Below are 22,363 nucleotides of genomic sequence, written 5' to 3'. Positions count from 1 at the left end.
GTCGCTTAAGTGTGATGGAGGTAGCTTTTAGCCGTCCTGTGTGTTGTGTTCACACATGGAATCAGAACTGTCGGTGACCGATATTCTGACGAACGACTTCGTCGGTGTCAGTGAATCTGATACCGTGGTCGGTGCAGTGAAACTCATGCGTGAAGAACGCGTGAGTTGTGTTCTGGTCGTCCGCGGTGCAGATCCCGTTGGAATCGTGACTGAGTGGGATATTCTCGAACTCGTCGCGGACGAACGCGACCCCGCTGAGGCGACGATTGGTGACGTGATGACCGCACCCGTAATCACCCTCGCGCCGGATCGCTCGCTCGCCGATGCGGCGACGCTGATGGGACGCGAAGACATCCGAAACGTCGTTATTCAGGGCGAGGGCGACGACGATATTCGCGGCGTCGTCACCCAGCGTGACGTCATCGCTGCGGCTGGCTCGTTCCAGGCCGCCGTCACGCCGAGACGCTCGAGTGTGGAGACGGGCGAGATTGATCCCGGCCAGCCACTCGAGGAGTCTGCTCAGCAAGTCGCTGACGACCGAGCAGAACTGGTTGCAAACGGCGGTGACGAGTACACGACACAGGGCGTCTGTGAGACCTGTGGCTCGCTGGCGGATTCTCTCTGGGAATCGAACGGGCAACTCGTCTGTCCGGACTGCCGAACGGTCTGAGCCACGCCCGCTACACCGCCACGGCTCGAGAACGCGATAGAAAGCCCTTTTGTGACCACTTGCTGATACGGATTATTGTAACGATTTACCGGCGCACCCGCGACCCGGGCGGCGGGTGCGCCGGAAATGACTTACAGTAAACCGTATGAGTGTCGAGACACGGTCCGAACCGAACGCAGCAGGTGCTGACGTGCTGTGACCGACGACGACTCACGCGAGTCGATTCCAATGACTGAGCCAACGATTGCGTATGCGACGAGCGACGATCTCGAGGCGGTCACTGACCGCTGGGTCGACCTCGCGCGCGGCCAGCGAGCGTACGGGTCGTCGATTTATGCCGACGACAATCGCGAGACAATGAGCGAGACGCTTGCGGCCCACCAGTTCACCGATAGCTTACTTGTTGCCCGTCTTGAGGGCAACCTCGTCGGGTTCGCCTCGTTTTCGCTCGAGCAAGGCGCACTCGAACTCGAGACGACACGCGGGATGTTGTCGAATCTCTATGTCGACCCGGCATACCGGGGTCGTGGCATCGGCACGGCACTGCTCGAGGCCGTCGAAGCCGAGGTTGCCGACCGGGGTGCAGATGTCTTGCGTCTCGAGGTGATGGCTGCGAACGAGGATGCGCGTCGGTTCTACCGGAACCACGGATATGATGCGGTCAGAATGACAATGGATCGCACGCTCGGGGCACAATCGGAAAACGATACACACTCAAAGGAGGACACGTAACTAACGGACTGCGCCAGGGGAGCATGGGGGGTTCATGCACTCGACTTGTAATCGAGACTCCCGGGGTTCAAATCCCCGCCCTGGCTTCGTTTTTGCCGTTTGAGGGTGTGTCTCCGTCTATTTCTCCAGTATCTAGTCACGCTGACTGAGACTGATTGCTGTCCCGGTCTCCCGGCACAACGCGATTCGGGGACGGGTGCGCCCGGAATGACAGACAGTATACCGTATGGGGAGTGTGGTATGCATGGATATGTCTCCCTGAAACGTTTCAATGGCAACTATCGTCCTAACATTAGATCTATCCTGACGCCCAAAATATACAGTATTGTCGTATTGCATCCATTGAAGGACGAAATGCTACATTTCGATCTGCGTTCGGACAGCAGATTTATGTCGCATCACAAAAAGAGTCGGCCAATGCTACTCTCAGTCGATGGGTCAGAAGCGAACGCATCCCAGTCGGTAAGCTATGCGGTTATTACTGCGATTGCTGAACGAGAAGGGGTCGATCCGACGGCTATCGAACCGCCCGAGTACGAAGCGCTCTACGATGCGATCAATCCCGAAGCGCTCGATGCACTGTTTGCACCCCGGACAGACGGACAGGTCCGAACCACTGGCCGCGTCGAATTTACGTACTGTGACTATCACGTCATCGTCTCGAGCGACGGCGACGTCGAGGTTCACGACGAGTCCTAATCGGCAGTGTCACACTGACATATACTCACCACGAATAGCGATTAGGTCGATACCGTTGTCCACGAGCGCTGTGTCGGTCGTTAGGTGCCAGTCACATCGATCCGCTCGCGCCACTGCTCGGGAAGCGGTTCCGAGGAGCCGGTCGATTCATCGACCAGCACCTGGACCGTCCGGGCTGTTGCGGCGCGCTCGCCATCCGCTCGGATTTCATACTCGAGTGGGAGACTCGAGGTGCCAAGTTCCGGGACGCCAAGCGCAACAGTGACGTCTGCGTCAGCGCCAATCGGGCGGGTGTAGTCGATCTCGAGACGAGCCAAAACGGTACCGACCTCGGTCAGTGAGACGCCAAGGACATCCTGAAAGTAGGCTTCTCTGGCCTGCTCGAGGTAGGTTGCATACGTTGCGTTGTTGACGTGGCCCATGAAATCGATATCGCGGAGCCGAACGTCGAGATCGACTTCGTAGGGGTACTCCATACACAACATGACGGGCGCATGTACCGTATGTGTGCCGCCTCGCGCAACAGGAAACGAGGGCTGTCGACTGGACCACGCCCAGCTACTGGGACTGCTCGGCACAGGCCGCCTCGAAGACCTCCTCGTGAAGCCGGTCCGTGACAGTCTCGAGCAGTGGCTGCATGTTCTTGGTATCGGCGCGGTTGTACGTGACGAGCGTCTCGAGGGCAGCGTCGTCGCCGCGTTCGTACTCGTGCCAGAGGCGGACGGCGTCGCGGCCGCTGATGTCTGGCATGTCGCGCTCAATTCCGAGGTCGCGTTCGATTGATTTGAGCCCGCCGTCGAGTCCAACCTTCTTACAGGCGTACATGAGATCGAGATGTGGCACGCCGACCTCAAGGTCGTAACACGTCTCGAGGAAGGGAACATCAAAGCGCGCGCCGTTGAAGGTAACGAGCAGTGATGCGTCCGACAGCTCGGCTGCCAGCCGGTCGCTGGTCAGATCGCGGCCGTTGACGAACGTGGTCGTCTCGCCGCCCTGATGGAGACTGACCGTCGTCACGTCGTTGCAGGTCGCATCGAGGCCGGTGGTCTCGATATCCAGAAAACAAGTCTGCTCGCGGACGTTTTCGTACAGCCGCCAGCGACTCGCGGCCGGGAGTTGCGACGCAAACGGTGAAATGTTGCCACGCTCGAGGTGGGTTCGCCCCTCGTCGATGAATCGCTCGATCCGGTCGGCGAGGGTGTCGCCGACGACGCTGCCGTCGAACTCGTCCCAGTGGGTGATCCCGTTTTCCCACAGTCGGCGCTCGGTCGCGTCACCGACGCCCTGGACGGGGATGAAACTGTTCTCGATTCGCACTACCAGTTCCAGGGTACCCAGTGAGTAAAAACGCTTGGATCGCGGGTCGAGACGGTCGTTTTACAGTGGAATCCAGGCTGTCGAGCCCTGCTCGCGGAGGTGCCATCGCTGCTCGTACTGGCCGTCGGCCGCCCTGACTTCGACGACGGCATCGAATAGCGGCTCAAGAAGGCTCACGGCTTCGTGATCGCGGCTGAGTGCGAGATGATAGTGGCCCATTCCGTTGACGTGGGAGACGCCTGAGGTCGTGATGTGCAGCAGTCGAAACACCGTCTCGGCGTCGTGGTCCTGAAAGAGCGTCACAAGCGAGTCGACACAAACGCGAAGTTCTGCCGGCTCGAAGCCATCCGCAGCGGCCTCGAGATCGCTGATCGTGTCGATGATGTCGCTGCCGAGTGACTCAATCGAGACCGTGTCGTCAGCTGCGGCATCTGCAAACTCGATTGCACTGATCGCCTCTGCTGTCTCGGCAAACTCACTCGAGTCCTCAGTGTCCTCGGCTGCGGCGGTTCGCGCTCGGTCTTCGCTTGCAGTCACGTACAGGTGATAGCCATGGCTGTGTTCGCTTTCGTCGTCTGTGCCACAGAGCCGATCACAGAGTTCGTCGTGTGCTCCAGCGGGGGTTGCACCGACGACTAAGACATTGCTCCCCTCCCGTTTGAGTGTCTCGAGTGTGCGTGCAAAGGATGCACCGTCGACTGCGACACTCCCGCGATCACGTTCCATCCATTGTAATGGATATTGGTCGGCGAAATAAAGATTGTGGACGCGTTCGCTGTTTCAAACCGACAATCGTGTGGGACGTTCGCATCCAATCGGCCGACTTTTCATCCTGGCAACCGTATCCCACCCATGGCCGATTCCGACGACGACGAACTCGCCGACGCCGTTCGGGAACTTACACGGACGCTCGAGGCGCTTCGAACCGAACTCGAGGACTCGCACCGACGCCGTGGCCCCCGCTTTCGCCCACCCACGCCACAAGACGTGCTGGCGTTCACAGACAAGGTGGCGATTCCGACCGCCCTCACCGTCCTTAAATCGAGCGTTCGTGCACTCGAGGCCTTCCAACGCGGACTCGACCTCGTGCGAACCGAACGCGAAGTTCGCGACCGAACCACCGACGCGACCGACGTTGCGAGCGAGCGCGCGAACGAGGTCCGCAAAACGACGCTCTCCCGGCTCGATACTGTTCTCTCGGAACTCCAACGAGCGGCCTCGAGCGGCGCGCTTCCGGCTGATGAGGACGCTCGCGACTTGCTCTCCGAAGCGCGCGACCTTCGCGACGACGTCGATGCCCGACTTCGAGACGCGACGAGTGACAGCGAACCGGACGATCTGTCCGCAACAGAATCGTCGTCCGAATCGAATCAGTTCGGCTCCTCACCCGTCGAAATCGATATCGACGACGGATCGCCCGAAGCTGACGACTCGAGTGACGACGAGTCGGACGAATCCACCGACCGCAACCCCGGCTCGGCCGTCGACGTGGATGCCGAACTCGAGACGCTCAAAGATCAGTACAACGAGGACGAATCAGACGTCGACGCCGATGCATCCGACGCTGTAGCCGACGACGAACCGTCTGCTGACGACGAACCCGAGACTGACGACACTGGTGAGTCTGCCACCGGCTCAGACACACCGGACTCGAGTACTGGTGGCGAAACCAAGAGCAACGGCGCTGATGACGACGAAAACGACGAAAACAACACCGGAGACGTCTAAATGGGTTCGAACCGGTAGCCGTCCCACTCCTGACTGTCAGGTTCGCGGATTCCAGCGCCGGGTTCCCGCAGTTCCTCGACGTAGACCGGGCGGACCTCGTCACCGGTTTCGATTTCGTCAGTCGTCGCCTGCCCGATTGCGCGGACTGACTCGCCGTCGACGTCGAACTCGACGATTGCAAGGGTGTTTGGTTCGCGGACCCCGGGTGGCGTCGCCATCGACGTCGTCCAGGTAACGACCTCTGCGGTGTACTCGCTCAAATCAATCGTCTCTTCAGGCACTGTTCCGCCCGGGCCGCGCGGGTGGCCGGGGTAGCTAATCGAGCCGTCTTCGTACCGAATCGCTTCCATCGTCATTGTGCTGCCTCCATGATGGTCGTGATAACGCAGTTGCCGAAGCCGCCGACGTTGCAGGTGAGGCCGACGTCCGCCTCGACCTGTCGCGGTCCAGCCTCGCCGACGAGTTGTTCGTAAATTTCGACGCCCTGTGCGACGCCGCTCGCGCCGAGTGGGTGGCCCTTGGACTTGAGTCCGCCGGACGTGTTGATCGGCAACTCGCCCGTATCACGCTCCGTGTATCCGTCTTCGACGAGTTTCCAGGCCTCACCCTGCTCGGCAAAGCCGAGTCCTTCCATCTGCAGGAACTCGAGAATGGTGAACATATCGTGGAGTTCCGCGACGTCGATGTCGTCGGGGCCGTAGCCACTCATCTCGTAGGCCCCCTTCCCGCTCTCGACGACGCCGCCCATGATCGTCGGGTCCTCGCGTTCGTGGACGACGTGGGTGTCCGTCGCGCCGTCAATACCCGCGATGACAGCGTAGTTGTCCGTATACTCTTTTGCGACGGATTCGGGACAGAGCATCAGCGCCGCCGACCCGTCCGTGATCGGACAGAAGTCATACAGACGTAGCGGGTCCGCGACGATAGGCGACTCGAGGACGGTCTCGAGATCGACTTCCTTCTGGAACTGCGCGTGTGGGTTGTCGACGCCGTTTTTGTGGTTTTTGACGGCGACCTTGCCGAGACTCTCACGGGGTGCATCGAAGCGTTCCAAGTAGTGACGCGCCGTCAGTCCCGCAAAGGACGGAAGCGTGACGCCGGTTTTGTACTCGGCGGGGTGAGTCAGTGAGGCGATTACGTCGGTCGCCTCACCGGTCGTCTTGTGGGTCATCTTCTCGCCGCCGACGAGCAGCGTCATGTCGCTTGCGCCGCTGGCGACGGACTGCCAGGCGGCATAGATGCCAGCCCCGCCGCTGGAACTGGTCTGATCGACGCGCTGAGTGTATGCTGGCACCGCGTCGATATCGTGTGCGAGTGCGTTCACCACGCCGCTTTGTCCCTCGAACTCCCCGCTTGCCATGTTCGAGACGTACAAGTGTTCGACCGCGGCCGCATCGACGCCTGCATCCTCGAGACAGTCGATCCCGGCCTCCGCGAGAAGGTCCAGAACCCACTCGTCGCGTTGCCCGAACTGGGTCATCGACGAGCCGATAATTGCAACACGTTCCATACCCTCCTACACACAGGTCTGTGCTTTATATGGTTGGGATCTGGCACGCATGAACAGACAGGCGACAAAAACACGCCCTCAGGCCGATTCGGCCGACGCAGCCTGCAACTCGCTTGCGCGCGAGCGTGCTTGTGAAATGACTGCGGGTCTGGCTTCGAACGAGACGAGCACGTCCTCGTCGCCGTAGGTGACGTCGTCGACATGTGCGTTGTCGTGAATCCACGACACGACACTCATCGTCTCGTCGGTCATCGGCAGCATGAGCCGTTCTTCCTCCCAGTCTGGGAGTTCTCGGTCGACTCGCTCGAGGAGTTCCTCAACGTTCGTGCCGGTCTTGGCGCTGACGGTGACCGGGGTTGGCGCGAGCGAGGAGAGTGCGGTCTTCTTTTCGGCGAGGTCGTCGTCGCTGACCTGATCGATCTTGTTCAACACCGTCACGATGGGCGCTTCGTTGCGCTCGTAGAGGGTGTCGTGGCAGGTGACGAGTTTTTCGTGAATCTCGTCAACTGGCTCGCTGACGTCGACGACGAGCAAGACGAGATCCGCCCGGTAGACCGAATCGAGCGTCGACTTGAACGACTCGACGAGCCAGTGGGGCAGGTCGCTGACGAACCCAACGGTGTCAGTCACCAGGACGTCCCGCGGGTCGATGTCCGCGCGGCGAGTCGTCGTCCCAAGCGTCGTGAACAGTTTGTCCTGTGACTCAGCCGTCGGATCGAGATCCCGGTGGAGATCCTCGTTTTCGTCGACCGAAAGATCGTCCGCGAGTTGGCGCAACAGCGTCGACTTGCCGGCGTTCGTGTAGCCAGCGAGTGCAACCAGATCGAAGCCCGAATCGCGTCTGCGCTCGCGACGGTGTTCCTCCGTCTGCTCGATGCGCTCGAGTTCGTCGTTGATGCGACTGATCTGGTCTTTGATGTCCCGCTCGCGACTCTCATCGTACTCACCGAGGCCCATGAAGCCGGGGTGTTCGTCGCGTTTTGCGAGGCTCGTTTTGGCCTCCGCGCGCGGAAGTTCATACCGGAGTTCGGCGAGTTCGACCTGCAACTGGGCTTTACGCGTCTGTGCGCGCTGGCCGAAAATCTCGAGAATGAGGGTGAAGCGGTCGATGACCTCGACGCCGTCGGGGAGCAGTTGGCCGAGGTTGTATGTCTGGTATGGCCCGAGTCGATTGTCGAAGATGACGGTCGTCGCGTCGGTTTCGACGGCGCGTTCGGCGAGTTCCTCGGCTTTTCCCTCTCCAAGTTGCAGGGCCGAATCGGCCCGTCTGGACTGCGTGACCTCACCGACGACGGTATAGCCGGCCGCTTCGGCAAGATCACGGATTTCGGTTGTATCTGGCGTTCCGGAGTCGACGCGTTTTGCGATGATCGCGTTCATGCGAAGGTCCTCGTGATGTGCAGGTGCTGGCTTGTGTCGTGTCCGCAGGTCGCTGTCCTCGTGCGCTTGGTCGCGCTATCGTTGCGTCGCCGCCGAAATCGAGTCGTTCCGCTCGAGTCGACCACCGATTCGAGAGCACTGTGTCTCGAGCAACCCCCTCGCGCTCGAAGCACTGCTTGCGCTGGGGCTGGCGTCGAACGCAACGGCTGCTGGCATGGGTGTTGACACGACAACGTATGCCCTGACACGCTAACGATGCCGGCAGTTCACCTCAGTTAGCAGACTGATTGACAGCGTCATGCATACTCGTACGCGGCCAATGCTCTTGAATCCCGTGCTCGCTGCCGTCCGGCGATTGTCGATTGTCGCCGGTGTCCGCTCGGTGTCAGCCGATCCACTCGAGTTACTGGCTAGTCAGCTAATCACAACAGTCATTGGGACCGACTCGAATAGCCAACGTGATGATCGACGTCGATCCGACAACGCTCACTCTCGAGTTCCTTGGCGGTGCGATCCTCGGTGCGCTCGTCGGGTTCGGGACGAAACGAGTTGCAAAGCTTCTCGCAGTCATTATCGGCGTGCAGTTGATGGTCGTGCGCTACCTCGAGTCACAGGAAATCCTCATCATCGACTACGAACGGCTCACGGCGGGACTGATCGGCTCGCAAGAACAGGTCGCGAGTGCCGAGGCCAACGTCCACTGGCTCGAGTCGATTCTGTCGACGATTCCAGTGGGACTTGGCTTCGTCAGTGGTTTTCTGGTCGGCTATCATCGAGGCTGAGAGTCGACTCAGGCCATGCCGGACTGCTAAGCTGAATCGCGTCCGCAGTTACCGGGTCTTCAGATCGTCTTTGTCCTTGATGATCTCCGTTTCTGCGTTCCCACTCGAGTGTTCGTTGACCACGTCGTAGAACTCGTTTTGCATCCCTGCAGGGAACGTGATCGCGCCAACCCACGAACCGTCAGGTTGCCACTCCTCGCGCTCTAAGTCGCCGAACTGGCGAACCTGTGCCTGTGCGCTGCCGGCGTACTCTGCCGGAATCTGGACGGCAATCGTCACTTCCTCGAAGCGGATCGGAATAATCGGCCGCAACTCATCGAGTGCATCGTCGACCTGCGATTCGACCGTCTCCATCGGATCGACGGTAAAGCCCGCCTCCTCGAGGGCGTTCTCGATACGCTCTGGCGGGTGGGGCGCGTTGTCCATCTGCGGGTTGACCGCATTACGTGTGATGGTGTTGATCAACTGCTTGCGCTTTTGCTCTTGCATCTCACGGCGTTGCTCGGCCGTGATCTGAATCTCGCCCTCTTTGATCACTTCCGGGATAATCTCGAGTGGCTCCGTCGTGTCAAAGACCTTCTCGAGGTCGCTTTCGGCCGGTCGGTCACCGCGCGAGGCATCCTCGAAGACGTCTTCAGCGGCGATGACTTCCTCGAGATCACCGTCGAACTCGTCGCGTTTGATCGTCAGTGCTGCATCCGGGTCGACAAGCACCTCAAAGCGCGCGCCATGTGACTCGAGTCGCGCCGTCACTGCCTCGTCGAGTGATATCATACTGATGAGTACCTTCGGCCGGGTAAAAGACCTTTTCCTGCTGGTCGCGAGGTGGAGGGGTGAAGAATCGAACCGCAGTCGGGGACGGCCGTATTCGAATAGGGGTGACCCGTCCCGACTCTTCAACCGCGCCACAGCGCGGCAACCTGTTCGCGTTCGGGTCTCGATTACGGAGCGTTACTCGTCGTCTTCGTCTTCGTCTTCCTCCTCGTCTTCGCTGCCGAGGAGGTCGTTCTCGTCGAGGTGGGTCTCGATTGTCTCGTAGTCGAACTGCTCGAACTGCTCGGTTTCGACGTCAATCGTCGCGAGGCCAACCTCATTTGGGAGCAAAGAGCCGTCGTTGACCGACGCGAGTGCGTCGAGTGCGAGGGCGATGCCGCCGTCTAGGTCTGCCTCGTTGTCGTAGTTCTCCTCGAGGTACTCTTGCAGATCGCCACGGTCGGCACCGACAGCCAGTGCCTTCCACTCGTAGGGCGTCCCCGATGGGTCAGTCTCGAACAGGCGCGGTTCGCCGTTGTCGATGCCGCCGACGATCAGCGCGACGCCGAATGGTCGTGCGCCGCCGACCTGCGTGTACTGCTGGATGTGGTCGGTGACTTCCTTTGTGAGTGTCTCGACGCCGATTGGCTCGCCGTAGCGCAGCTGGTTGACCTGCGTTTGTCGGCGTGCAAAGTCGATCAGCTGGCGCGCGTCGGCCACGTGGCCGGCGCTTGCGATGCCGATGTGGTTGTCTGCTCGGTGAATCTTCTCGACGCTCGAGTCCTCGAGCAGCGGCGATGGGACCCGTTTGTCGACGGCGAGAACGACGCCGTCTTGGGTTCGCACACCGATGCTGGCTGTTCCTCGCTTGACCGCCTCACGGGCGTACTCGACCTGGTAGAGTCGACCATCCGGTGAGAAGATCGTGATGCCGCGGTCGTATGCCTGCTGTTGTTGTTGTCCCTGCATAGTGTCACGCTAAATTTGAATCGTAATCGAGGTCTGTCGCACCCGTGAACGCCTCATCGAGTCGCACGTCTGCGAGATCTTCTCGCACAGCAGCGACTCGCTCCTCGTTCCCGAACACGACGTTTCTCTGTCCAGAAAGTTGCCGGCGGCGTCCTAAATACTTTTCTTCAGCGGCACGTATCGTGCCACTGATACCGCATACCCGAAGGCCGACGGGTACACCGTCAATCTCGCCGATACAGGCGAGTGCCGCTCGAGCAGAGTCCGTCTCGCCGTGTCTGACTTTGACGATGGCTTCACCGACGCCGTCCGTGAATTCGAACTCGACAACCTGTAAGAGCGCGTCGGCACTGCCCGGATCGCCAAGGAGGTTCTGGCCCGCATACCACACTTCTCGCTGGAACGTTCGGCGACTGATCGAGGCATCTGGCCAGGACTCGAGGGCAACGGCAAGATACCGCCAGCGGGGTCGGAGGTGTTTCGGGAGGTGTTTCATCAGTGAGTCCTCACTCGTCCGTTGCCAGACCCGTCTCGGCGTCGGCTGACGGCGCTGGCGTCCGTTCAGCGACGAGGACGCCGACCTGGTCGTGGACGCGTTCGACCGCCGTCAGCGAGAAGCCAGCATCCGTGAAGGCGTCCGCGAGGTCACCGACCGTTGCCGGATCGTCGACCTCGGGCGAGTAAAACGCTGCGTCAGGGTCCGGTTCGCCGAAGAACATCACATCGCCGAGAACGAATTTCTGTGGCTCGAGGCCGGCGATGACGTCGATTGCCTCGCGTTTTTCTGCGTCCGAGAGGTGATGCATCGCGAAGTTCGAGGTGACGACGTCCACCTCGCCGTTGTACTCGGGTTCGCGGAACGTACCGTAGTCGAACTCGAGGTTCTCGAGTCCCTCGGCTGTGGCCTTCTGTTCGGCTTCGTCCATCATCCCCTCACTGATGTCGCGACCGACGACCCGCTCTGCGTCCGGTGCGAGTGCAAGCGCGATGGCACCGGTACCGGTTCCGAGATCGAGCACGATATCGCTCGAGTCGGGCGCGGCGTGTTCGATCACGAGATTCGCACAGGCACGATACTCGTCGGACTTCGACTCGTCGTACTCGCTCGCTTTTTCGTCAAAGCGCGCGGCGTGGTCCTCAAGACTCTTCTTCATATCCTCCTCGTTCGACCCCTGGCTCAATGAACGACTCGGACTGGACGTGCCGGTTGCGCTCGGCGAGTTGTTCCCACTCAGCGAGTCCGTCCTCAACGAACTCACTCGCAAAGCCGATTTCCTCGCCCAGCGCCTGCAGTTCCCGCGGCGCGCGCATCTCGAGGTGTGAACCCGGCCGCGCGCTGACCACGTAGGGCGCGTCGTAGTGGGCGACGATTTCGCGGAGCTTTCGCAGCGATTGGAGCGCTCGCACGCGCCGCCCGCCGTGGGTCCGGAGGACGGGCGAGAGATCAAACTCGAGGCGAACGCCGTTCTCGAGGGCCGCTTTGACGATGACGTGATTGACGTCGCCGTCGCCGGCGAACGGCTGGGCGAGCACGTCGACTTTCTCGTTTTCGACAGCAAAGCGATTGAGTTCCGGAGAGCCGCCGGCAACCGCAACGATGGTGTCGTCGGTTCGGTGGTTCCCGACCGCACCGCTTGCCTGCTCTGGATCTGCGGCGTGAATCTCGACTCCCGAGACTACGTCCACGCCGTACTCGTCGCGAATCGCCTCGGCGTCGTACTCTGCTCGAGCGCCGGATCGATTGCGAACGATGACACCCTCGAGGCCGTAGTCGGCAGCCGTCGCTGCGACTCTGGCGACCGTACTCTCACCATCTGGATACGCGCGGACGGCCTCGTACATACTCGAGTTCTCTCACGGTGGCGACTTGGGGTTTGCGCCATGCGATGGTACCGAACGCTGTTCGAGGGCAGATGTATACGGCCGGGAGCGCGCCTCGAGCGACAGCGAGAGTCGCGTGACTCGGGGGAGGGCAGGCTGTCACTCGTAATCCACCGCGAGCAGCTTGTCTGCTCGCGGGCCGACGACTCTGAGCGAGATCGAAGATCTCGCGAGGTACGAAAGAGCGCGAGCGCTCTTTCGAACGACAGCGCAAAAGTTCGGTTCTAGTTCAGGATGGACTGTGCGACTGTCGCGAGCTGGCCGTTGTCGGCTTCTTGCAGGCGCTCGTCGCCGATTTTCAGGCGCAGGCGCGGACGACCGACGTCGATTGGGACCTTTTCGGTGTCGATCAGGCCCATGTCCTCGAGTTTGGTCTTCGTTCGGCTGAACGTTGCCTTGGAGGCGATGCCGACGTCCTCGCCCCACTTGCTGATGTCGTACAGCAGGGCGTCGTTCTTGGCTGCGACGAGCAGCGAGATAGTGACCTCGTCGAGGCCGTCGCCGTCACCGCGTGCGGTCTCGAGCGAGCTCAGGATGGAGCTGAAGTCGTCTTCGGCGTCAGGGCTGATCTCCTCGGAGAGCGTTTCGCGAACGGCCGTGATCGGTGGCGTTCGGAGGTTGTAGTCGCTGGCGTCTGCCCAGCGGTCGGCGTAGGTGTCGTAGGTGTCCTCGACGAAGCTCTCGTCGTCGGTGACGAGGCCGCCGACGCGGTCACCGGCGTGGACGATGGCGATAACCTCGTCCTCGGTGATGAGCAGCGAATTCTCTGGGGCCTCTGCGAGCGTTCGCAGTGCGAGGGCATCCTCGCTGATCAGGTCGGCCGCGTTCGAGGCGACGATGAAGTCGTCCATGACCTCTTTGAGCGTTCGCTCGTCGGCGAGCATGTGGACTGTTGGCAGTTCGCCCTCGAGGTCGCTTGCGACGCTAATGAACTCCTCGATGGCGTCCCAGGACGGGTTGACCATGTACACGTCTCCGGTTGTGTCCTCGAGGACGGACCCAAGGATATCATCAATCTGATGGTTGAGTAAATTCGAAGTCATTGCTATACAGAAGTAAACGAACACCAGCTACTTAATTTTGGCGGCCAGTTGCACGCCATAAGTTCTCGTCTCACGGATGAATTGGTAATTTTTGATCCTAATCTCTCTACCAGATGACAGTGTTGTTGTCTAATTAATATTTGAAGACTGTGAAGTAAGCGCTCTGTCACCGTTTCACACGCAGAACACAAAAATTCGTTGCCCGACTGGAACGATAGGAACTATTATGTGACCCGTGGTTCACAATAGCACATATGGCTGGGAGCCACACACAGCGTCGACAGTCCGGTCGGTCGATTGCCTACCACGTCACAGCGATTCGAACGCGTCTCGAGCGCGTGTTGGCCTGCCGGACAAAGCGGATTAGTACGTACAGCGGACCGTAGCCCTGCTTTCCCCGTCCCAGAGCACCAAATCAGCCTGACGCAGGCGTCTAAAACTGCGTCGAGAGTTCTCGAGACCAGTACACATCGCCGTTGTAGATCACTGCTGCATCACACTCCTCGAGCAGCGTTGCAACCTCGTCGCGCTCGAGGAGGAAGTTGGATTCGTTGCCACACAGCGTTGCGAGTTCGTTTTCATCGGTGTGGGGCACGTAGTACGTGCCGGTGGTCTGGGTCGAGTAGCAGTCGAAGGTTACGAGAAACTGGTTGGGAACGGCCGTGTCGCTGTCGTCGTCAGGCACTGGCTCGAGTGTAAGGGTCGTGGGTTGTTGATGCTCGCCGTCAGTGAGTGAGTGAGTTCCGTCGCCGACGACGGCGTAGTCTTTGCCCATCATAATCCGACTGCGCGCAAGGCTCATCGCCCGCTCGATGCTAAAGCCGTGTGCGAGAAACGTGGCGAACGACGAGCCGACTTTGAGTGCGTGGTCGTTGAGGACTTTTGTGAACGTGACTGCTCCCGCGACGCTGCCTTTCTCGATGAGCGTCTGGCCCTCATAGAAGGAGCCACAGGCGTTGAGAAAGAACGTCTGGGCCCGACAGCGCTCGAGACTCGAGACGGCGAGGTTGCCGTCGGGACAGCGCAGGCCGTCAGTTTCGCAGTGGCCGATGTAGTGGACGAAATCGTGGTTGCGTTCAAAGACGCGTGCGAGATCGGCTGTGCGGAGTGATTCATCGACTGTGACGTCGATTGAGCGATCCTCGGCGCGGCGACGATAGATCTCGGCGACGGCTTCGTGTTCGCCCGCCATTTCGGGGTCGTTGAGAACAACGTGGATCGACATGGGCGCACTCGAGTTGCTGTCGTCTGCGAGAGCGGCGAGTCGATTGCGGTAAGCGACTGGGTCGGATTTGAAGACGTCAATGGGGACGCCATCGGCGAGCCAGCCATGCGTGCGGCCGTGGTGAAGTTCTGGTTTGACGACCTCGACTGAGGCGACGTCTCCGGCGCTTGCCCGCGTGGCTGATTCGGTCTGTGACCGCTGGTTCCGTGTGGGTCCTGTCCTCGACGACTGCTCGTTCGAGTCACTCGAGGGCTGGCGTCGACTCGGAACCTCGTTATTGTGGTCGCGGTCGGTCGGTGGCACGACCCCGCGATAGAAATCATCGAGTGACCGTTCGACGAGTTCCTGCCCCTCGAGTTCGGTCGTCCGGGGCTGGTAAATGAGGCTCATCCGGTCGAGTAAGAACGGGAGCGTCTCGAGGCGGTCGTAGGCGGGCGTAACGTACGTCGCGAGGTGCCACTCTGGAAGCCGGTGTTCAATCGCCTCGTGGGGGATCTCGAGGTAGGCCGCCAGTCGTTCCTGTGGGGTCGCCTCGTAGAGTTGCTCGCTCTCGAGTCCGAGGGCGTCGACGAGTTTGAGTTCCGAGAGCGTCGTCCCGTAGGGGCCAACGTTTCTGACCAGACAGTCCAGGAAGAACGTTTTCCGGAGCAACTGGGCAACGTCGTCCTCGAGCGTTGGCAGCGGTGCGAGACGTGTTTCGGTGTCGAAATCGGCCAGCCGAAGGCGTGCGTGCTCGAGTCGGCTATCAGTCTGGACGCTTGCCTGCAGGTAGTACGCAAGCGGTGCAGTGCTGTACAGCGCCTCGTATGCCGGTGGAACGACGAGTTCGATGCCAGTATCTGGACACTCGGTTTGGAGGTGAGCTGGAATCTCGAGCGTATCGCCGGCCTCGAGCAGTGGGGGATGGCCCCGAAGTGTTGGATAGGTTCGATCCGGGGTATCCGTTCTGTGGGCCGTGCCGAGATGGGTGATCGCCTCGGCGATGGCGTCGGGATGGTCGGGGACGGTGATTGTCCCGACTGGCAGTTCGTTGCGGCTGCGGAAGCCAAGGATAACACGGGTTTGCTCGGGGAGAGACAGGGTGATTGATTCGAACCCGTCGGTCTGTGTCAGTGTCGCACGACCGTTGAGGCGGACGTAGGTCTTGATCTCCGCATCGATATCGATGACGTACTCATCCGGTGGCAGCGTCAGTGTGCCGCCGTTGGGGTCGAGTTCATATCGCGTGTCGGATGTGAGTGAGAACGCGTAGACGACCGCGTGTGGCAGGCTGAGTTCGCTCGTCGAGACGGCGAGCGTGTCGTCGATTGGGCGCGGGAACGACGTGGAACACGCCGAGACCTGATCGACGCCGCGGACAGCAAGCTCTGCGCTCGCGCTGTCTGTCACACGAAGTGTCGACCCAGTCCGTTCCCACTCGATCATTGGCTCTCCTGAATTGGTCTCTGTTTAGTTAATTGTTTTGAACGTTACCATCACTTATGGCTGCCGGTCGGGCCGACAACAGACACGAGGTGTTTCCAGGACGTCACGTTGATACCTCTGACTGGCTAACTGCGCTGTAATCAGTCTGGTGTTCTCGAGGCGTCTCGGTACCCGGGCGGTCACGACAGCGTGTCCAGCGCTGGCGGCGGAAAGGTACACTTATACAGCCACCAGTCCGCACATCGGATATGGAACACGATCAGGTTCGGGAGGTCGATCCCGACGTCGCCGACGCACTCGAGAACGAGGTTGACCGTCAGCGGTCGTCGCTGCAGATGATCGCCAGCGAGAATCACGTGAGCGAGGCCGTCCTCGATGCCCAGGGCAGCGCGCTGACGAACAAGTACGCCGAGGGCTACCCCGGCGAACGATACTACGGCGGCTGTGAGTACGCCGACGAAATCGAACAACTCGCAATCGACCGAGCAACGGAACTGTTCGGTCCGGAACACGTCAACGTCCAGCCCCACTCGGGCACGCAAGCCAATCAGGCCGTCTACTTCGCCATGCTCGAGCCGGGCGACAAGATCCTCTCGCTGGATCTGACCCACGGCGGCCACCTGAGCCACGGTCACCCGGCGAACTTCGTTGGCCAGCTGTACGATGTCGAGCAGTACGAGGTCGACGCCGAGACGGGTTATCTCGACTACGAGGGGCTTGCCGAACACGCTGAGGAGTTCGAACCCGATATCATCGTTTCGGGGTACTCCGCGTACCCACGCGAGATTGAGTGGGAACGCATCCAAGAAGCCGCCGACAGCGTTGACGCGCTCCATCTGGCGGACATCGCCCACATCACCGGTCTCGTCGCCGCGGGCGTCCACGACTCGCCCGTCGGCATCGCCGACTTCGTTACCGGCAGCACGCACAAGACCATCCGCGCCGGCCGCGGCGGCATCGTCATGTGCGACGAAGAGTACGCAGACGGCATTGACTCGGCTGTCTTCCCCGGCGGCCAGGGCGGCCCACTCATGCACAACATCGCCGGCAAGGCCGTCGGCTTCAAGGAAGCCCTCGAGCCCGAATTCGAAGACTACGCCGAACAGACCGTCGCCAACGCGAAAGCGCTCGGCGAGCAACTCGCCGAGAACGGCTTCTCGCTCGTCTCGGAAGGCACCGACAACCACCTCGTCCTCGTCGACCTGCGCGAGAGCCACCCCGACACCTCCGGCGGCGACGCCGAAGACGCCCTCGAGGCCGCGGGCATCGTCCTCAACGGCAACACGGTGCCCGGCGAGACGCGCTCGGCGTTTAACCCCTCGGGTATCCGCGCGGGCACGCCCGGCCTGACCACCCGCGGCTTCGACGAAGACGACTGCCGCACGGTCGCCGATCTCATTACCCGTGTCATCGACAACCCGACGGACGAAGACGTTCGCGAGGAAGTCCTCGAGGAAGTCGACCAACTCTGCGACGAGAACCCGCTCTACGAATAACGCGTTTTTAATCTTTCTCGAGGACTGCGCGCCACTGCACGTCGCTGTAGCGATGCTCGCGGACCTCCGCCTGTGCTCGGTACAAATTCATGCCCGCTCGAGAGCGGCAGCGAACGCGACGCAAAAGACCAGAATACGCGCGCACCAGCTTTGCCCTGCTCCGTCATGTTCGTTCCCCATGTCGAACGATCACACGACCAGTCGACGGGCGGTGCTTTCGTCGGTGGGCACCGCCGGAGTGGCCGTACTCGTCGGGGCGACAGGATCGGCCAGCACATCTCGAGCAAGCCTGACGAACTCGGTTGAGGACGAAGACGACCCCGAGACGATCCTTCGAGGACTCGAGCGCATCGAAGGCCAGTTTCAGTCCCAACTCGAGGATGGCCTCCACCACGGGGCCCAACTCGCGGTGTATCAGGGTGAGGACCTCGTCGTCGACCTCGCGGGCGGAATCACGGGTACGGAGGACGGCGACGACATGCCGATGGACGAGAGCGAGCCCGATGGGGTTGACACAGAGTCCGACTCGAGATTCGTCCTCTTTTCGAACACCAAACCGCTCGCGGCGGCCTGCGTGCACGTCTTGGCGGACGAGGGCGCACTCGAGTTCGACGACCCGATTGTCGAACACTGGCCCGACTTTGCCGATGAGGATTCAGAAAAGGCTGAGGTGACGGTTCGCCACGTGCTCACCCACCAGTCCGGCATTCCCGAGACACCGGTCGATCAGGCCTACGAAGATTGGACGGACCCCGACGCGCTGGGGGCGGGCGTCGAAGAGGCCGACCTCGAGTTCTCGCCGGGCGAGGAGACTTCCTACCAGTTCTACAGTTTCGGCTGGATTGTCGGCGAGTTAGTGCGACAGGTGACGGGCGAGCGAATCGACGATTTCGCGCGCGAGCACGTCTTCGAGCCGCTGGGAATGGATCGCACACACATCGGCCGCCCTGCGGACGAGGACGTCGATGTCGCGACGCTCGCCGGCTTCGAACCCTACGACCGGGTCGGCGAAGCGGGACTGATGGCCGGCTACACGACCGCGGAGGCCGCGGAGACGTACAATCAGGAGGCAGTCCAGGAAGGACTCAACCCCGCCTGGACTGGTATCGGCCCGACACGGGAACTCGCGCGCTTTTACGCCTGCTACCTGAACGGCGGCGAATTCGACGGCACACGCATTCTGAGCGAGGACACCGTCGAGGAGGTACTCGAGGTTCACGTCGATGAACCACTCGAGGCGGATCTTGGAACTGCGGATCGGTACGGACTCGGCTTTCAGTTCGGCGGTGCGCTGCCGGACCGCCGCGGGGTTCCCTCACCCGAAGGGACGTTCGGACACGGCGGCCTCGGCAGTAGCATGACGTGGGCCGAACCGGAGACTGACCTCGCGTTCGCCTATGTCGTCAATGGGGTCCGGGACGGCTACGAGCACAACGCGCGCTCGGCCATCCTTTCAGAGACCGTCCGCTCGGAACTCTCCTAACGATCTCCATTCCAGTGTCGTTGAATTGTCTCAGTGCCGTCGTACGGTCGCCGTGATCTCGGGCTCCGGCCGGAGCGCAATCGTCGGTGCGAACGTCAGTGGCTCCTCGAGTGCGACCTCGAGTGCGACGCGGTCGACCATCGTTGCCAGCGCGAGGTGCAGTTCCAGTCGGGCGAAGTGCATGCCGATGCAGTGGCGTGGACCTCCACTGAACGGGAAGTAGGCGTACTGGGGCCGGTCGGCGTCGTCGCCCTCCCATCGCGACGGCCGAAACGCCGTCGGCGAGTCCCAGAACCGCTCATCCCGGTGCAACACCCACTGCGGGAGCAGGAGTTCCGCGCCGGCCGGCAACTGGTAGCCGCCGAGAGTCACCGGCTCGGTCGCTTTCCGCATCGTGTTCCACGCCGGCGGATACAGCCGCAGCGTCTCAGCAACGACGTTTCGGTGGGTCTCGAGGTGCTCGAGTGACTCGAGATCTGGCCGTCCGTCACCGACGTGCTCGTCGCACTCCGCGACGAGCGACCGTCGAACGTCGGGGTGTTCATGCAGGAGATGCCAGCAGTAGGTAAGGCTCAGCGCCGAGGTGTCGGATCCGGCGAGTAAGAGCGCGACGAGATTGTGACGGACCTCCTCGAGAGTCAGTTCGCCGCGGTCGTGGGCCTCGAGCAACACCGAGCAGGCGTCGGTCCTGGTCTTGTTCGTGTTTTTGCTCCCGTTCCTGGCGCGCTTCTCGCGGTCCGCTTCTCGCCGCGCCTCGAGACACCGATCAATGTAGTCGTCGAGTTCGGTTACGGCCCGTCGGAACCGACGTTCGGTCGGGGTCGGCACCCAGCCCGGGACCAGTTGACCAGGCCGTCGCGGATCGCTTCGGTCGATGAGGGCGTCCGTCGCGTTCAGGACGACGTCTTCGTCGCCACGGATATCCACGCTCAGGAGCGTCTCGGCGAGGACATCGAGTGTGAGCAGTCGCATCTCTCGATGGAGGTCGATTTCCTCACCGTCGTCCCACATCTCGATTCGGCGAATCGTCTGCTCAACGATCGCGTCCGCGTAGCGATCGATGGTGTCTCGAGTGAACGCCGGCTGGAGCGCCCGTCGAAGCTGTTGCCATCGATTGCCGGCGGTAGTCGTGACGGCGTGATCCTCGATACCCGCGAACGCCCGTTGCTGCTGTGCGGCGATTGTGAACCGCCCGTCGCCGTCGTGGAGAACCTCCTCGACGATTTCCGGGTCAGAGACGAGATAGAACGTCTCACCCGGAAACTCGAGGTGGACGAGATCGCCGCGGTCAGCCCACTGCTCCAGTGCACCGAACGGATCGCGCGAGAACTCGAGGGCGTGACCGAACAGCGGTACGCCGTCTGGTTTCGGTGGCGTCGTTGACTGTCCCATATGTGATCTCGTGTCTAATCACCAATAATTCTACCCCGCGGCTTCCCCGCCGGCAGGTCTGGGGAGGGTACGAAACGGGTTCGTGAGCGAGTGACGAGCAACGCGAACCTCATGGATAGTATGCACGAGTGTGATTATTGGGTGCGTTGATCTGGCTCAATGTGGGCACGAATCCGAGGGTTAATGAGCCTCGCGATTGCCCACTCGAGTATGAGTGAGACCGAGATTATCGACGGTAACGCTGTCGCGAGCGAGATTCGTGACGATCTGACCGACGCCATCGAGACGCTCGCCGACGCGGGCGCACGACCGGGCTTGGCGACGGTGCTGATGGGCGACGATCCCGCCAGCGAAACGTACGTCAACATGAAACAGCGCGACTGCGAGGAGGTCGGCATCGAGAGCTATCACGTCGACGTCGACGGCGACGCCTCACCGGAGACGCTGTACGACGAAATCGCCGCGCTGAACGACAACGACGACGTCCACGGCTACATCGTGCAGGCCCCAGTGCCGGACCACGTCGACTACCGCGAGGTTATCCGTCGCGTCGACCCCGCGAAGGACGTCGACGGCTTCCACCCCGAAAACGTCGGTCGTCTCGTCGCTGGCGACGCCCGCTTCCGTCCCTGTACGCCCCACGGCGTCCAGAAACTGCTCGAGTCGGCTGGCGTCGAAACTGAAGGCAAAGACGTGACAATCGTCGGCCGCTCGGATATCGTTGGCAAGCCGCTTGCAAACCTGCTGATCCAGAAGGCCGACGACGGCAACGCGACGGTGACGGTCTGTCACTCCCGCACCGATGATCTTGCCGAAAAGACGCGCAGCGCGGATATCGTCGTCGCCGCCGCAGGCGCGCCGGAACTCGTCGACGGCTCGATGATCGGCGAGGGCGCAGTCGTGATCGATGTGGGCGTCAACCGTGTCGATGCGGACACCGAGAAGGGCTACGAACTTGTCGGTGACGTCGAATTCGAGAGCGCGAAAGAACAAGCGAGTGCGATCACGCCCGTCCCCGGCGGCGTCGGCCCGATGACGCGCGCGCTCTTGCTGTACAATACCGTCAAGGCTGCAAGCCTGCAGGAAGGCGTCGACGTCGACCTTCCCTAAGGACTGAGTTCGAGACCCTCGAGTCGGTCCTGTGCGCGATTGACGGCGAGTTCGTCACCGCGCAGTCCGTTCGCCAGTTCTCGCGTCGCTTCGACCAACCGGTCGGCCGTCTGTGGGTCGATATCGCCCTCGAGCATCCGGATACGGGTGACGTGTTCGCCAAGCGTCTCAAGGGCGCTGCGTTCGCTCGTGGTCAGATCTGTCTGCTGTTCCTCGAGCCACGTCCGGATGTCGCGTCGATATTCGCGGACGGCGTTTGCGGAGGCGAGGCCGCGGGCGGCCTGCAGCGAGGGCGGGACGTCCTCGGGTGGGGGTCGTTCACCGAGGTCTGCATCGCGGAGTACGGACAGAAAGTACAGTTCCTCGCGGTCCTCGAGGCGGATCTCTCGGGCGACGATATCGGAGACGTGCAGCAGTTCGGTCGCTGCAAGGTACGTCTCGTCGAGGTCGCGCAACTGGCCGGCATTGACGAATCCGCGACGGCGCACGTACTCACGGCAGTGATCGTGTGCGCGGTCGGCGAGTTCGCTCGTTTTCACGTCGTCGATATCGCTCCGGATCGGCGTGAGATCGAACTCGAGTGGCAGGTCCGTGTGTTCGGTACGCTCGTCAGTGCCGACGCTCTGGATGCTCCCGCAGGCGGGACAGCCGATGCTTCCGGTTTCGTAGTACGACCAGCGCGTCCCACACTCCGTACACTCGCGCTCGCCCCGTATTTTCATACTCGCCCGTACGCGCGGGTGCCCAAAAGTCCCATCGGAGTCCTGT

Annotated in this window: 24 protein-coding genes and 1 tRNA gene; 10 read left to right on the top strand and 15 right to left on the bottom strand. The window is 61.4% G+C overall.

Annotated elements, in window-relative coordinates; genetic code table 11:
• Nucleotides 1-55 precede the first annotated feature (55 nt).
• The 4 genes from B2G88_RS05105 to B2G88_RS05090 all read left to right on the top strand — a co-directional run bounded on the left by B2G88_RS05105 (nt 56) and on the right by B2G88_RS05090 (nt 2,101).
• Nucleotides 56-670 carry a CBS domain-containing protein gene (locus B2G88_RS05105; RefSeq protein WP_087714147.1) on the top strand — a complete coding sequence of 205 codons (615 nt, stop codon included), beginning with the start codon at nt 56-58 and terminating at the stop codon, nt 668-670.
• 228 nt (nt 671-898) lie between these two features.
• The gene (locus tag B2G88_RS05100) at nt 899-1,402 is read left to right on the top strand and encodes a GNAT family N-acetyltransferase (RefSeq protein ID WP_087714299.1); all 504 of its coding nucleotides are present in this window, start codon (nt 899-901) and stop codon (nt 1,400-1,402) included.
• A 12-nt stretch (nt 1,403-1,414) separates the two neighbouring features.
• Nucleotides 1,415-1,488, top strand: a tRNA-Thr gene (locus tag B2G88_RS05095).
• A 331-nt stretch (nt 1,489-1,819) separates the two neighbouring features.
• Nucleotides 1,820-2,101 carry a HalOD1 output domain-containing protein gene (locus B2G88_RS05090; RefSeq protein WP_054863056.1) on the top strand — a complete coding sequence of 94 codons (282 nt, stop codon included), beginning with the start codon at nt 1,820-1,822 and terminating at the stop codon, nt 2,099-2,101.
• 80 nt (nt 2,102-2,181) lie between these two features.
• On the opposite strand, the gene B2G88_RS05085 is transcribed toward B2G88_RS05090, so the two are convergent.
• The 3 genes from B2G88_RS05085 to B2G88_RS05075 form a co-directional block, all read right to left on the bottom strand.
• Nucleotides 2,182-2,577, bottom strand: a complete 396-nt coding sequence (locus tag B2G88_RS05085; RefSeq protein ID WP_245835292.1) for an acyl-CoA thioesterase — start codon at nt 2,575-2,577, stop codon at nt 2,182-2,184.
• 82 nt (nt 2,578-2,659) lie between these two features.
• Entirely contained in the window at nt 2,660-3,418 is a 759-nt protein-coding gene (locus B2G88_RS05080) for a ribonuclease H-like domain-containing protein (RefSeq protein ID WP_087714146.1), read from the bottom strand.
• Between the two features lie 60 nt (nt 3,419-3,478).
• Nucleotides 3,479-4,144, bottom strand: a complete 666-nt coding sequence (locus B2G88_RS05075) for a DUF7504 family protein (RefSeq protein WP_054863058.1) — start codon at nt 4,142-4,144, stop codon at nt 3,479-3,481.
• Between the two features lie 126 nt (nt 4,145-4,270).
• Here B2G88_RS05075 and B2G88_RS05070 point away from each other — a divergent pair, with 126 nt between their 5' ends.
• Nucleotides 4,271-5,146 (top strand): DUF7547 family protein, encoded by an 876-nt coding sequence (locus B2G88_RS05070; RefSeq protein WP_087714145.1) that lies wholly within the window; start codon nt 4,271-4,273, stop codon nt 5,144-5,146.
• Here B2G88_RS05070 and B2G88_RS05065 read toward each other — a convergent pair.
• From B2G88_RS05065 to hflX, 3 genes are all read right to left on the bottom strand, one after another.
• Nucleotides 5,143-5,502, bottom strand: coding sequence for a PhlB family protein (locus B2G88_RS05065; protein ID WP_087714144.1), 360 nt, complete (start codon nt 5,500-5,502; stop codon nt 5,143-5,145). The genes B2G88_RS05070 and B2G88_RS05065 overlap by 4 nt on opposite strands.
• Nucleotides 5,499-6,656 (bottom strand): thiolase family protein, encoded by a 1,158-nt coding sequence (locus B2G88_RS05060; RefSeq protein WP_054863059.1) that lies wholly within the window; start codon nt 6,654-6,656, stop codon nt 5,499-5,501. Before B2G88_RS05060 ends, B2G88_RS05065 begins: the two co-directional genes overlap by 4 nt.
• 78 nt (nt 6,657-6,734) lie before the next feature.
• Nucleotides 6,735-8,036 (bottom strand): GTPase HflX, encoded by a 1,302-nt coding sequence (gene hflX, locus B2G88_RS05055; RefSeq protein WP_087714143.1) that lies wholly within the window; start codon nt 8,034-8,036, stop codon nt 6,735-6,737.
• 461 nt (nt 8,037-8,497) lie between these two features.
• Between hflX and B2G88_RS05050 the strand changes: the two genes are divergently transcribed.
• A complete protein-coding gene (locus B2G88_RS05050; protein ID WP_054863060.1) occupies nt 8,498-8,818 on the top strand; it encodes an FUN14 domain-containing protein in 321 nt (106 codons plus the stop codon).
• 48 nt (nt 8,819-8,866) lie between these two features.
• On the opposite strand, the gene B2G88_RS05045 is transcribed toward B2G88_RS05050, so the two are convergent.
• The 6 genes from B2G88_RS05045 to tbsP form a co-directional block, all read right to left on the bottom strand.
• On the bottom strand, nt 8,867-9,592 hold the full coding sequence (locus B2G88_RS05045; RefSeq protein WP_054863061.1) for a ribosome assembly factor SBDS: 726 nt from the start codon (nt 9,590-9,592) through the stop codon (nt 8,867-8,869).
• A 177-nt stretch (nt 9,593-9,769) separates the two neighbouring features.
• A complete protein-coding gene (psmA, locus tag B2G88_RS05040; protein ID WP_087714142.1) occupies nt 9,770-10,540 on the bottom strand; it encodes an archaeal proteasome endopeptidase complex subunit alpha in 771 nt (256 codons plus the stop codon).
• A 4-nt stretch (nt 10,541-10,544) separates the two neighbouring features.
• A complete protein-coding gene (locus B2G88_RS05035; protein WP_054863062.1) occupies nt 10,545-11,036 on the bottom strand; it encodes an Rpp14/Pop5 family protein in 492 nt (163 codons plus the stop codon).
• 10 nt (nt 11,037-11,046) lie between these two features.
• Nucleotides 11,047-11,694, bottom strand: coding sequence for a class I SAM-dependent methyltransferase (locus tag B2G88_RS05030; protein ID WP_054863063.1), 648 nt, complete (start codon nt 11,692-11,694; stop codon nt 11,047-11,049).
• Entirely contained in the window at nt 11,678-12,382 is a 705-nt protein-coding gene (locus B2G88_RS05025; protein ID WP_087714141.1) for an RNase P subunit p30 family protein, read from the bottom strand. Before B2G88_RS05025 ends, B2G88_RS05030 begins: the two co-directional genes overlap by 17 nt.
• Nucleotides 12,383-12,645: 263 nt before the next feature.
• Nucleotides 12,646-13,464, bottom strand: a complete 819-nt coding sequence (gene tbsP, locus B2G88_RS05020) for a transcriptional regulator TbsP (RefSeq protein ID WP_087714140.1) — start codon at nt 13,462-13,464, stop codon at nt 12,646-12,648.
• A gap of 254 nt (nt 13,465-13,718) precedes the next feature.
• Between tbsP and B2G88_RS20055 the strand changes: the two genes are divergently transcribed.
• Nucleotides 13,719-13,850, top strand: coding sequence for a hypothetical protein (locus tag B2G88_RS20055; RefSeq protein WP_281253838.1), 132 nt, complete (start codon nt 13,719-13,721; stop codon nt 13,848-13,850).
• A gap of 47 nt (nt 13,851-13,897) precedes the next feature.
• Here the strand turns inward: B2G88_RS20055 and B2G88_RS05015 are convergent, their stop codons facing one another.
• Nucleotides 13,898-16,114 carry a hypothetical protein gene (locus B2G88_RS05015; RefSeq protein WP_087714139.1) on the bottom strand — a complete coding sequence of 739 codons (2,217 nt, stop codon included), beginning with the start codon at nt 16,112-16,114 and terminating at the stop codon, nt 13,898-13,900.
• Between the two features lie 248 nt (nt 16,115-16,362).
• Between B2G88_RS05015 and glyA the strand changes: the two genes are divergently transcribed.
• Both glyA and B2G88_RS05005 read left to right on the top strand, forming a co-directional pair.
• Complete coding sequence (glyA, locus tag B2G88_RS05010) at nt 16,363-17,610, top strand: serine hydroxymethyltransferase (RefSeq protein ID WP_087714138.1); 1,248 nt, start codon at nt 16,363-16,365, stop codon at nt 17,608-17,610.
• A 178-nt stretch (nt 17,611-17,788) separates the two neighbouring features.
• A complete protein-coding gene (locus B2G88_RS05005; protein WP_087714137.1) occupies nt 17,789-19,093 on the top strand; it encodes a serine hydrolase domain-containing protein in 1,305 nt (434 codons plus the stop codon).
• 30 nt (nt 19,094-19,123) lie between these two features.
• Here B2G88_RS05005 and B2G88_RS05000 read toward each other — a convergent pair whose 3' ends face one another.
• A complete protein-coding gene (locus tag B2G88_RS05000; protein ID WP_087714136.1) occupies nt 19,124-20,485 on the bottom strand; it encodes a cytochrome P450 in 1,362 nt (453 codons plus the stop codon).
• A gap of 210 nt (nt 20,486-20,695) precedes the next feature.
• Between B2G88_RS05000 and B2G88_RS04995 the strand changes: the two genes are divergently transcribed.
• Entirely contained in the window at nt 20,696-21,595 is a 900-nt protein-coding gene (locus B2G88_RS04995) for a bifunctional methylenetetrahydrofolate dehydrogenase/methenyltetrahydrofolate cyclohydrolase (RefSeq protein ID WP_176393177.1), read from the top strand.
• Here B2G88_RS04995 and B2G88_RS04990 read toward each other — a convergent pair.
• Nucleotides 21,592-22,317 (bottom strand): DUF7117 family protein, encoded by a 726-nt coding sequence (locus tag B2G88_RS04990; RefSeq protein WP_054863066.1) that lies wholly within the window; start codon nt 22,315-22,317, stop codon nt 21,592-21,594. The two genes, B2G88_RS04995 and B2G88_RS04990, sit on opposite strands and share 4 nt — an antisense overlap.
• Nucleotides 22,318-22,363 lie beyond the last annotated feature (46 nt).

Origin of the sequence: Natronolimnobius baerhuensis (genome assembly GCF_002177135.1) — an archaeon.
Lineage (GTDB): Archaea > Halobacteriota > Halobacteria > Halobacteriales > Natrialbaceae > Natronolimnobius > Natronolimnobius baerhuensis.
This window is presented reverse-complemented; position numbering and strand designations above follow the sequence as displayed.

Bases quoted from the DNA above. Each gene is read 5' to 3' on its own strand.
- B2G88_RS05075 (WP_054863058.1), bottom strand. From the start codon at position 4,144: ATGGAACGTGATCGCGGGAGTGTCGCAGTCGACGGTGCATCCTTTGCA.
- B2G88_RS20055 (WP_281253838.1), top strand. From the start codon at position 13,719: ATGGCTGGGAGCCACACACAGCGTCGACAGTCCGGTCGGTCGATTGCC.
- B2G88_RS05060 (WP_054863059.1), bottom strand. From the start codon at position 6,656: ATGGAACGTGTTGCAATTATCGGCTCGTCGATGACCCAGTTCGGGCAA.
- glyA (WP_087714138.1), top strand. From the start codon at position 16,363: ATGGAACACGATCAGGTTCGGGAGGTCGATCCCGACGTCGCCGACGCA.
- hflX (WP_087714143.1), bottom strand. From the start codon at position 8,036: ATGAACGCGATCATCGCAAAACGCGTCGACTCCGGAACGCCAGATACA.
- B2G88_RS05005 (WP_087714137.1), top strand. From the start codon at position 17,789: ATGTCGAACGATCACACGACCAGTCGACGGGCGGTGCTTTCGTCGGTG.
- B2G88_RS05025 (WP_087714141.1), bottom strand. From the start codon at position 12,382: ATGTACGAGGCCGTCCGCGCGTATCCAGATGGTGAGAGTACGGTCGCC.
- B2G88_RS05015 (WP_087714139.1), bottom strand. From the start codon at position 16,114: ATGATCGAGTGGGAACGGACTGGGTCGACACTTCGTGTGACAGACAGC.
- B2G88_RS05100 (WP_087714299.1), top strand. From the start codon at position 899: ATGACTGAGCCAACGATTGCGTATGCGACGAGCGACGATCTCGAGGCG.
- B2G88_RS04995 (WP_176393177.1), top strand. From the start codon at position 20,696: ATGAGTGAGACCGAGATTATCGACGGTAACGCTGTCGCGAGCGAGATT.
- tbsP (WP_087714140.1), bottom strand. From the start codon at position 13,464: ATGACTTCGAATTTACTCAACCATCAGATTGATGATATCCTTGGGTCC.
- B2G88_RS05105 (WP_087714147.1), top strand. From the start codon at position 56: ATGGAATCAGAACTGTCGGTGACCGATATTCTGACGAACGACTTCGTC.
- B2G88_RS05030 (WP_054863063.1), bottom strand. From the start codon at position 11,694: ATGAAGAAGAGTCTTGAGGACCACGCCGCGCGCTTTGACGAAAAAGCG.
- B2G88_RS05085 (WP_245835292.1), bottom strand. From the start codon at position 2,577: ATGGAGTACCCCTACGAAGTCGATCTCGACGTTCGGCTCCGCGATATC.
- B2G88_RS05070 (WP_087714145.1), top strand. From the start codon at position 4,271: ATGGCCGATTCCGACGACGACGAACTCGCCGACGCCGTTCGGGAACTT.
- B2G88_RS05000 (WP_087714136.1), bottom strand. From the start codon at position 20,485: ATGGGACAGTCAACGACGCCACCGAAACCAGACGGCGTACCGCTGTTC.
- B2G88_RS04990 (WP_054863066.1), bottom strand. From the start codon at position 22,317: ATGAAAATACGGGGCGAGCGCGAGTGTACGGAGTGTGGGACGCGCTGG.
- B2G88_RS05045 (WP_054863061.1), bottom strand. From the start codon at position 9,592: ATGATATCACTCGACGAGGCAGTGACGGCGCGACTCGAGTCACATGGC.
- psmA (WP_087714142.1), bottom strand. From the start codon at position 10,540: ATGCAGGGACAACAACAACAGCAGGCATACGACCGCGGCATCACGATC.
- B2G88_RS05065 (WP_087714144.1), bottom strand. From the start codon at position 5,502: ATGACGATGGAAGCGATTCGGTACGAAGACGGCTCGATTAGCTACCCC.
- B2G88_RS05090 (WP_054863056.1), top strand. From the start codon at position 1,820: ATGCTACTCTCAGTCGATGGGTCAGAAGCGAACGCATCCCAGTCGGTA.
- B2G88_RS05035 (WP_054863062.1), bottom strand. From the start codon at position 11,036: ATGAAACACCTCCCGAAACACCTCCGACCCCGCTGGCGGTATCTTGCC.
- B2G88_RS05050 (WP_054863060.1), top strand. From the start codon at position 8,498: ATGATCGACGTCGATCCGACAACGCTCACTCTCGAGTTCCTTGGCGGT.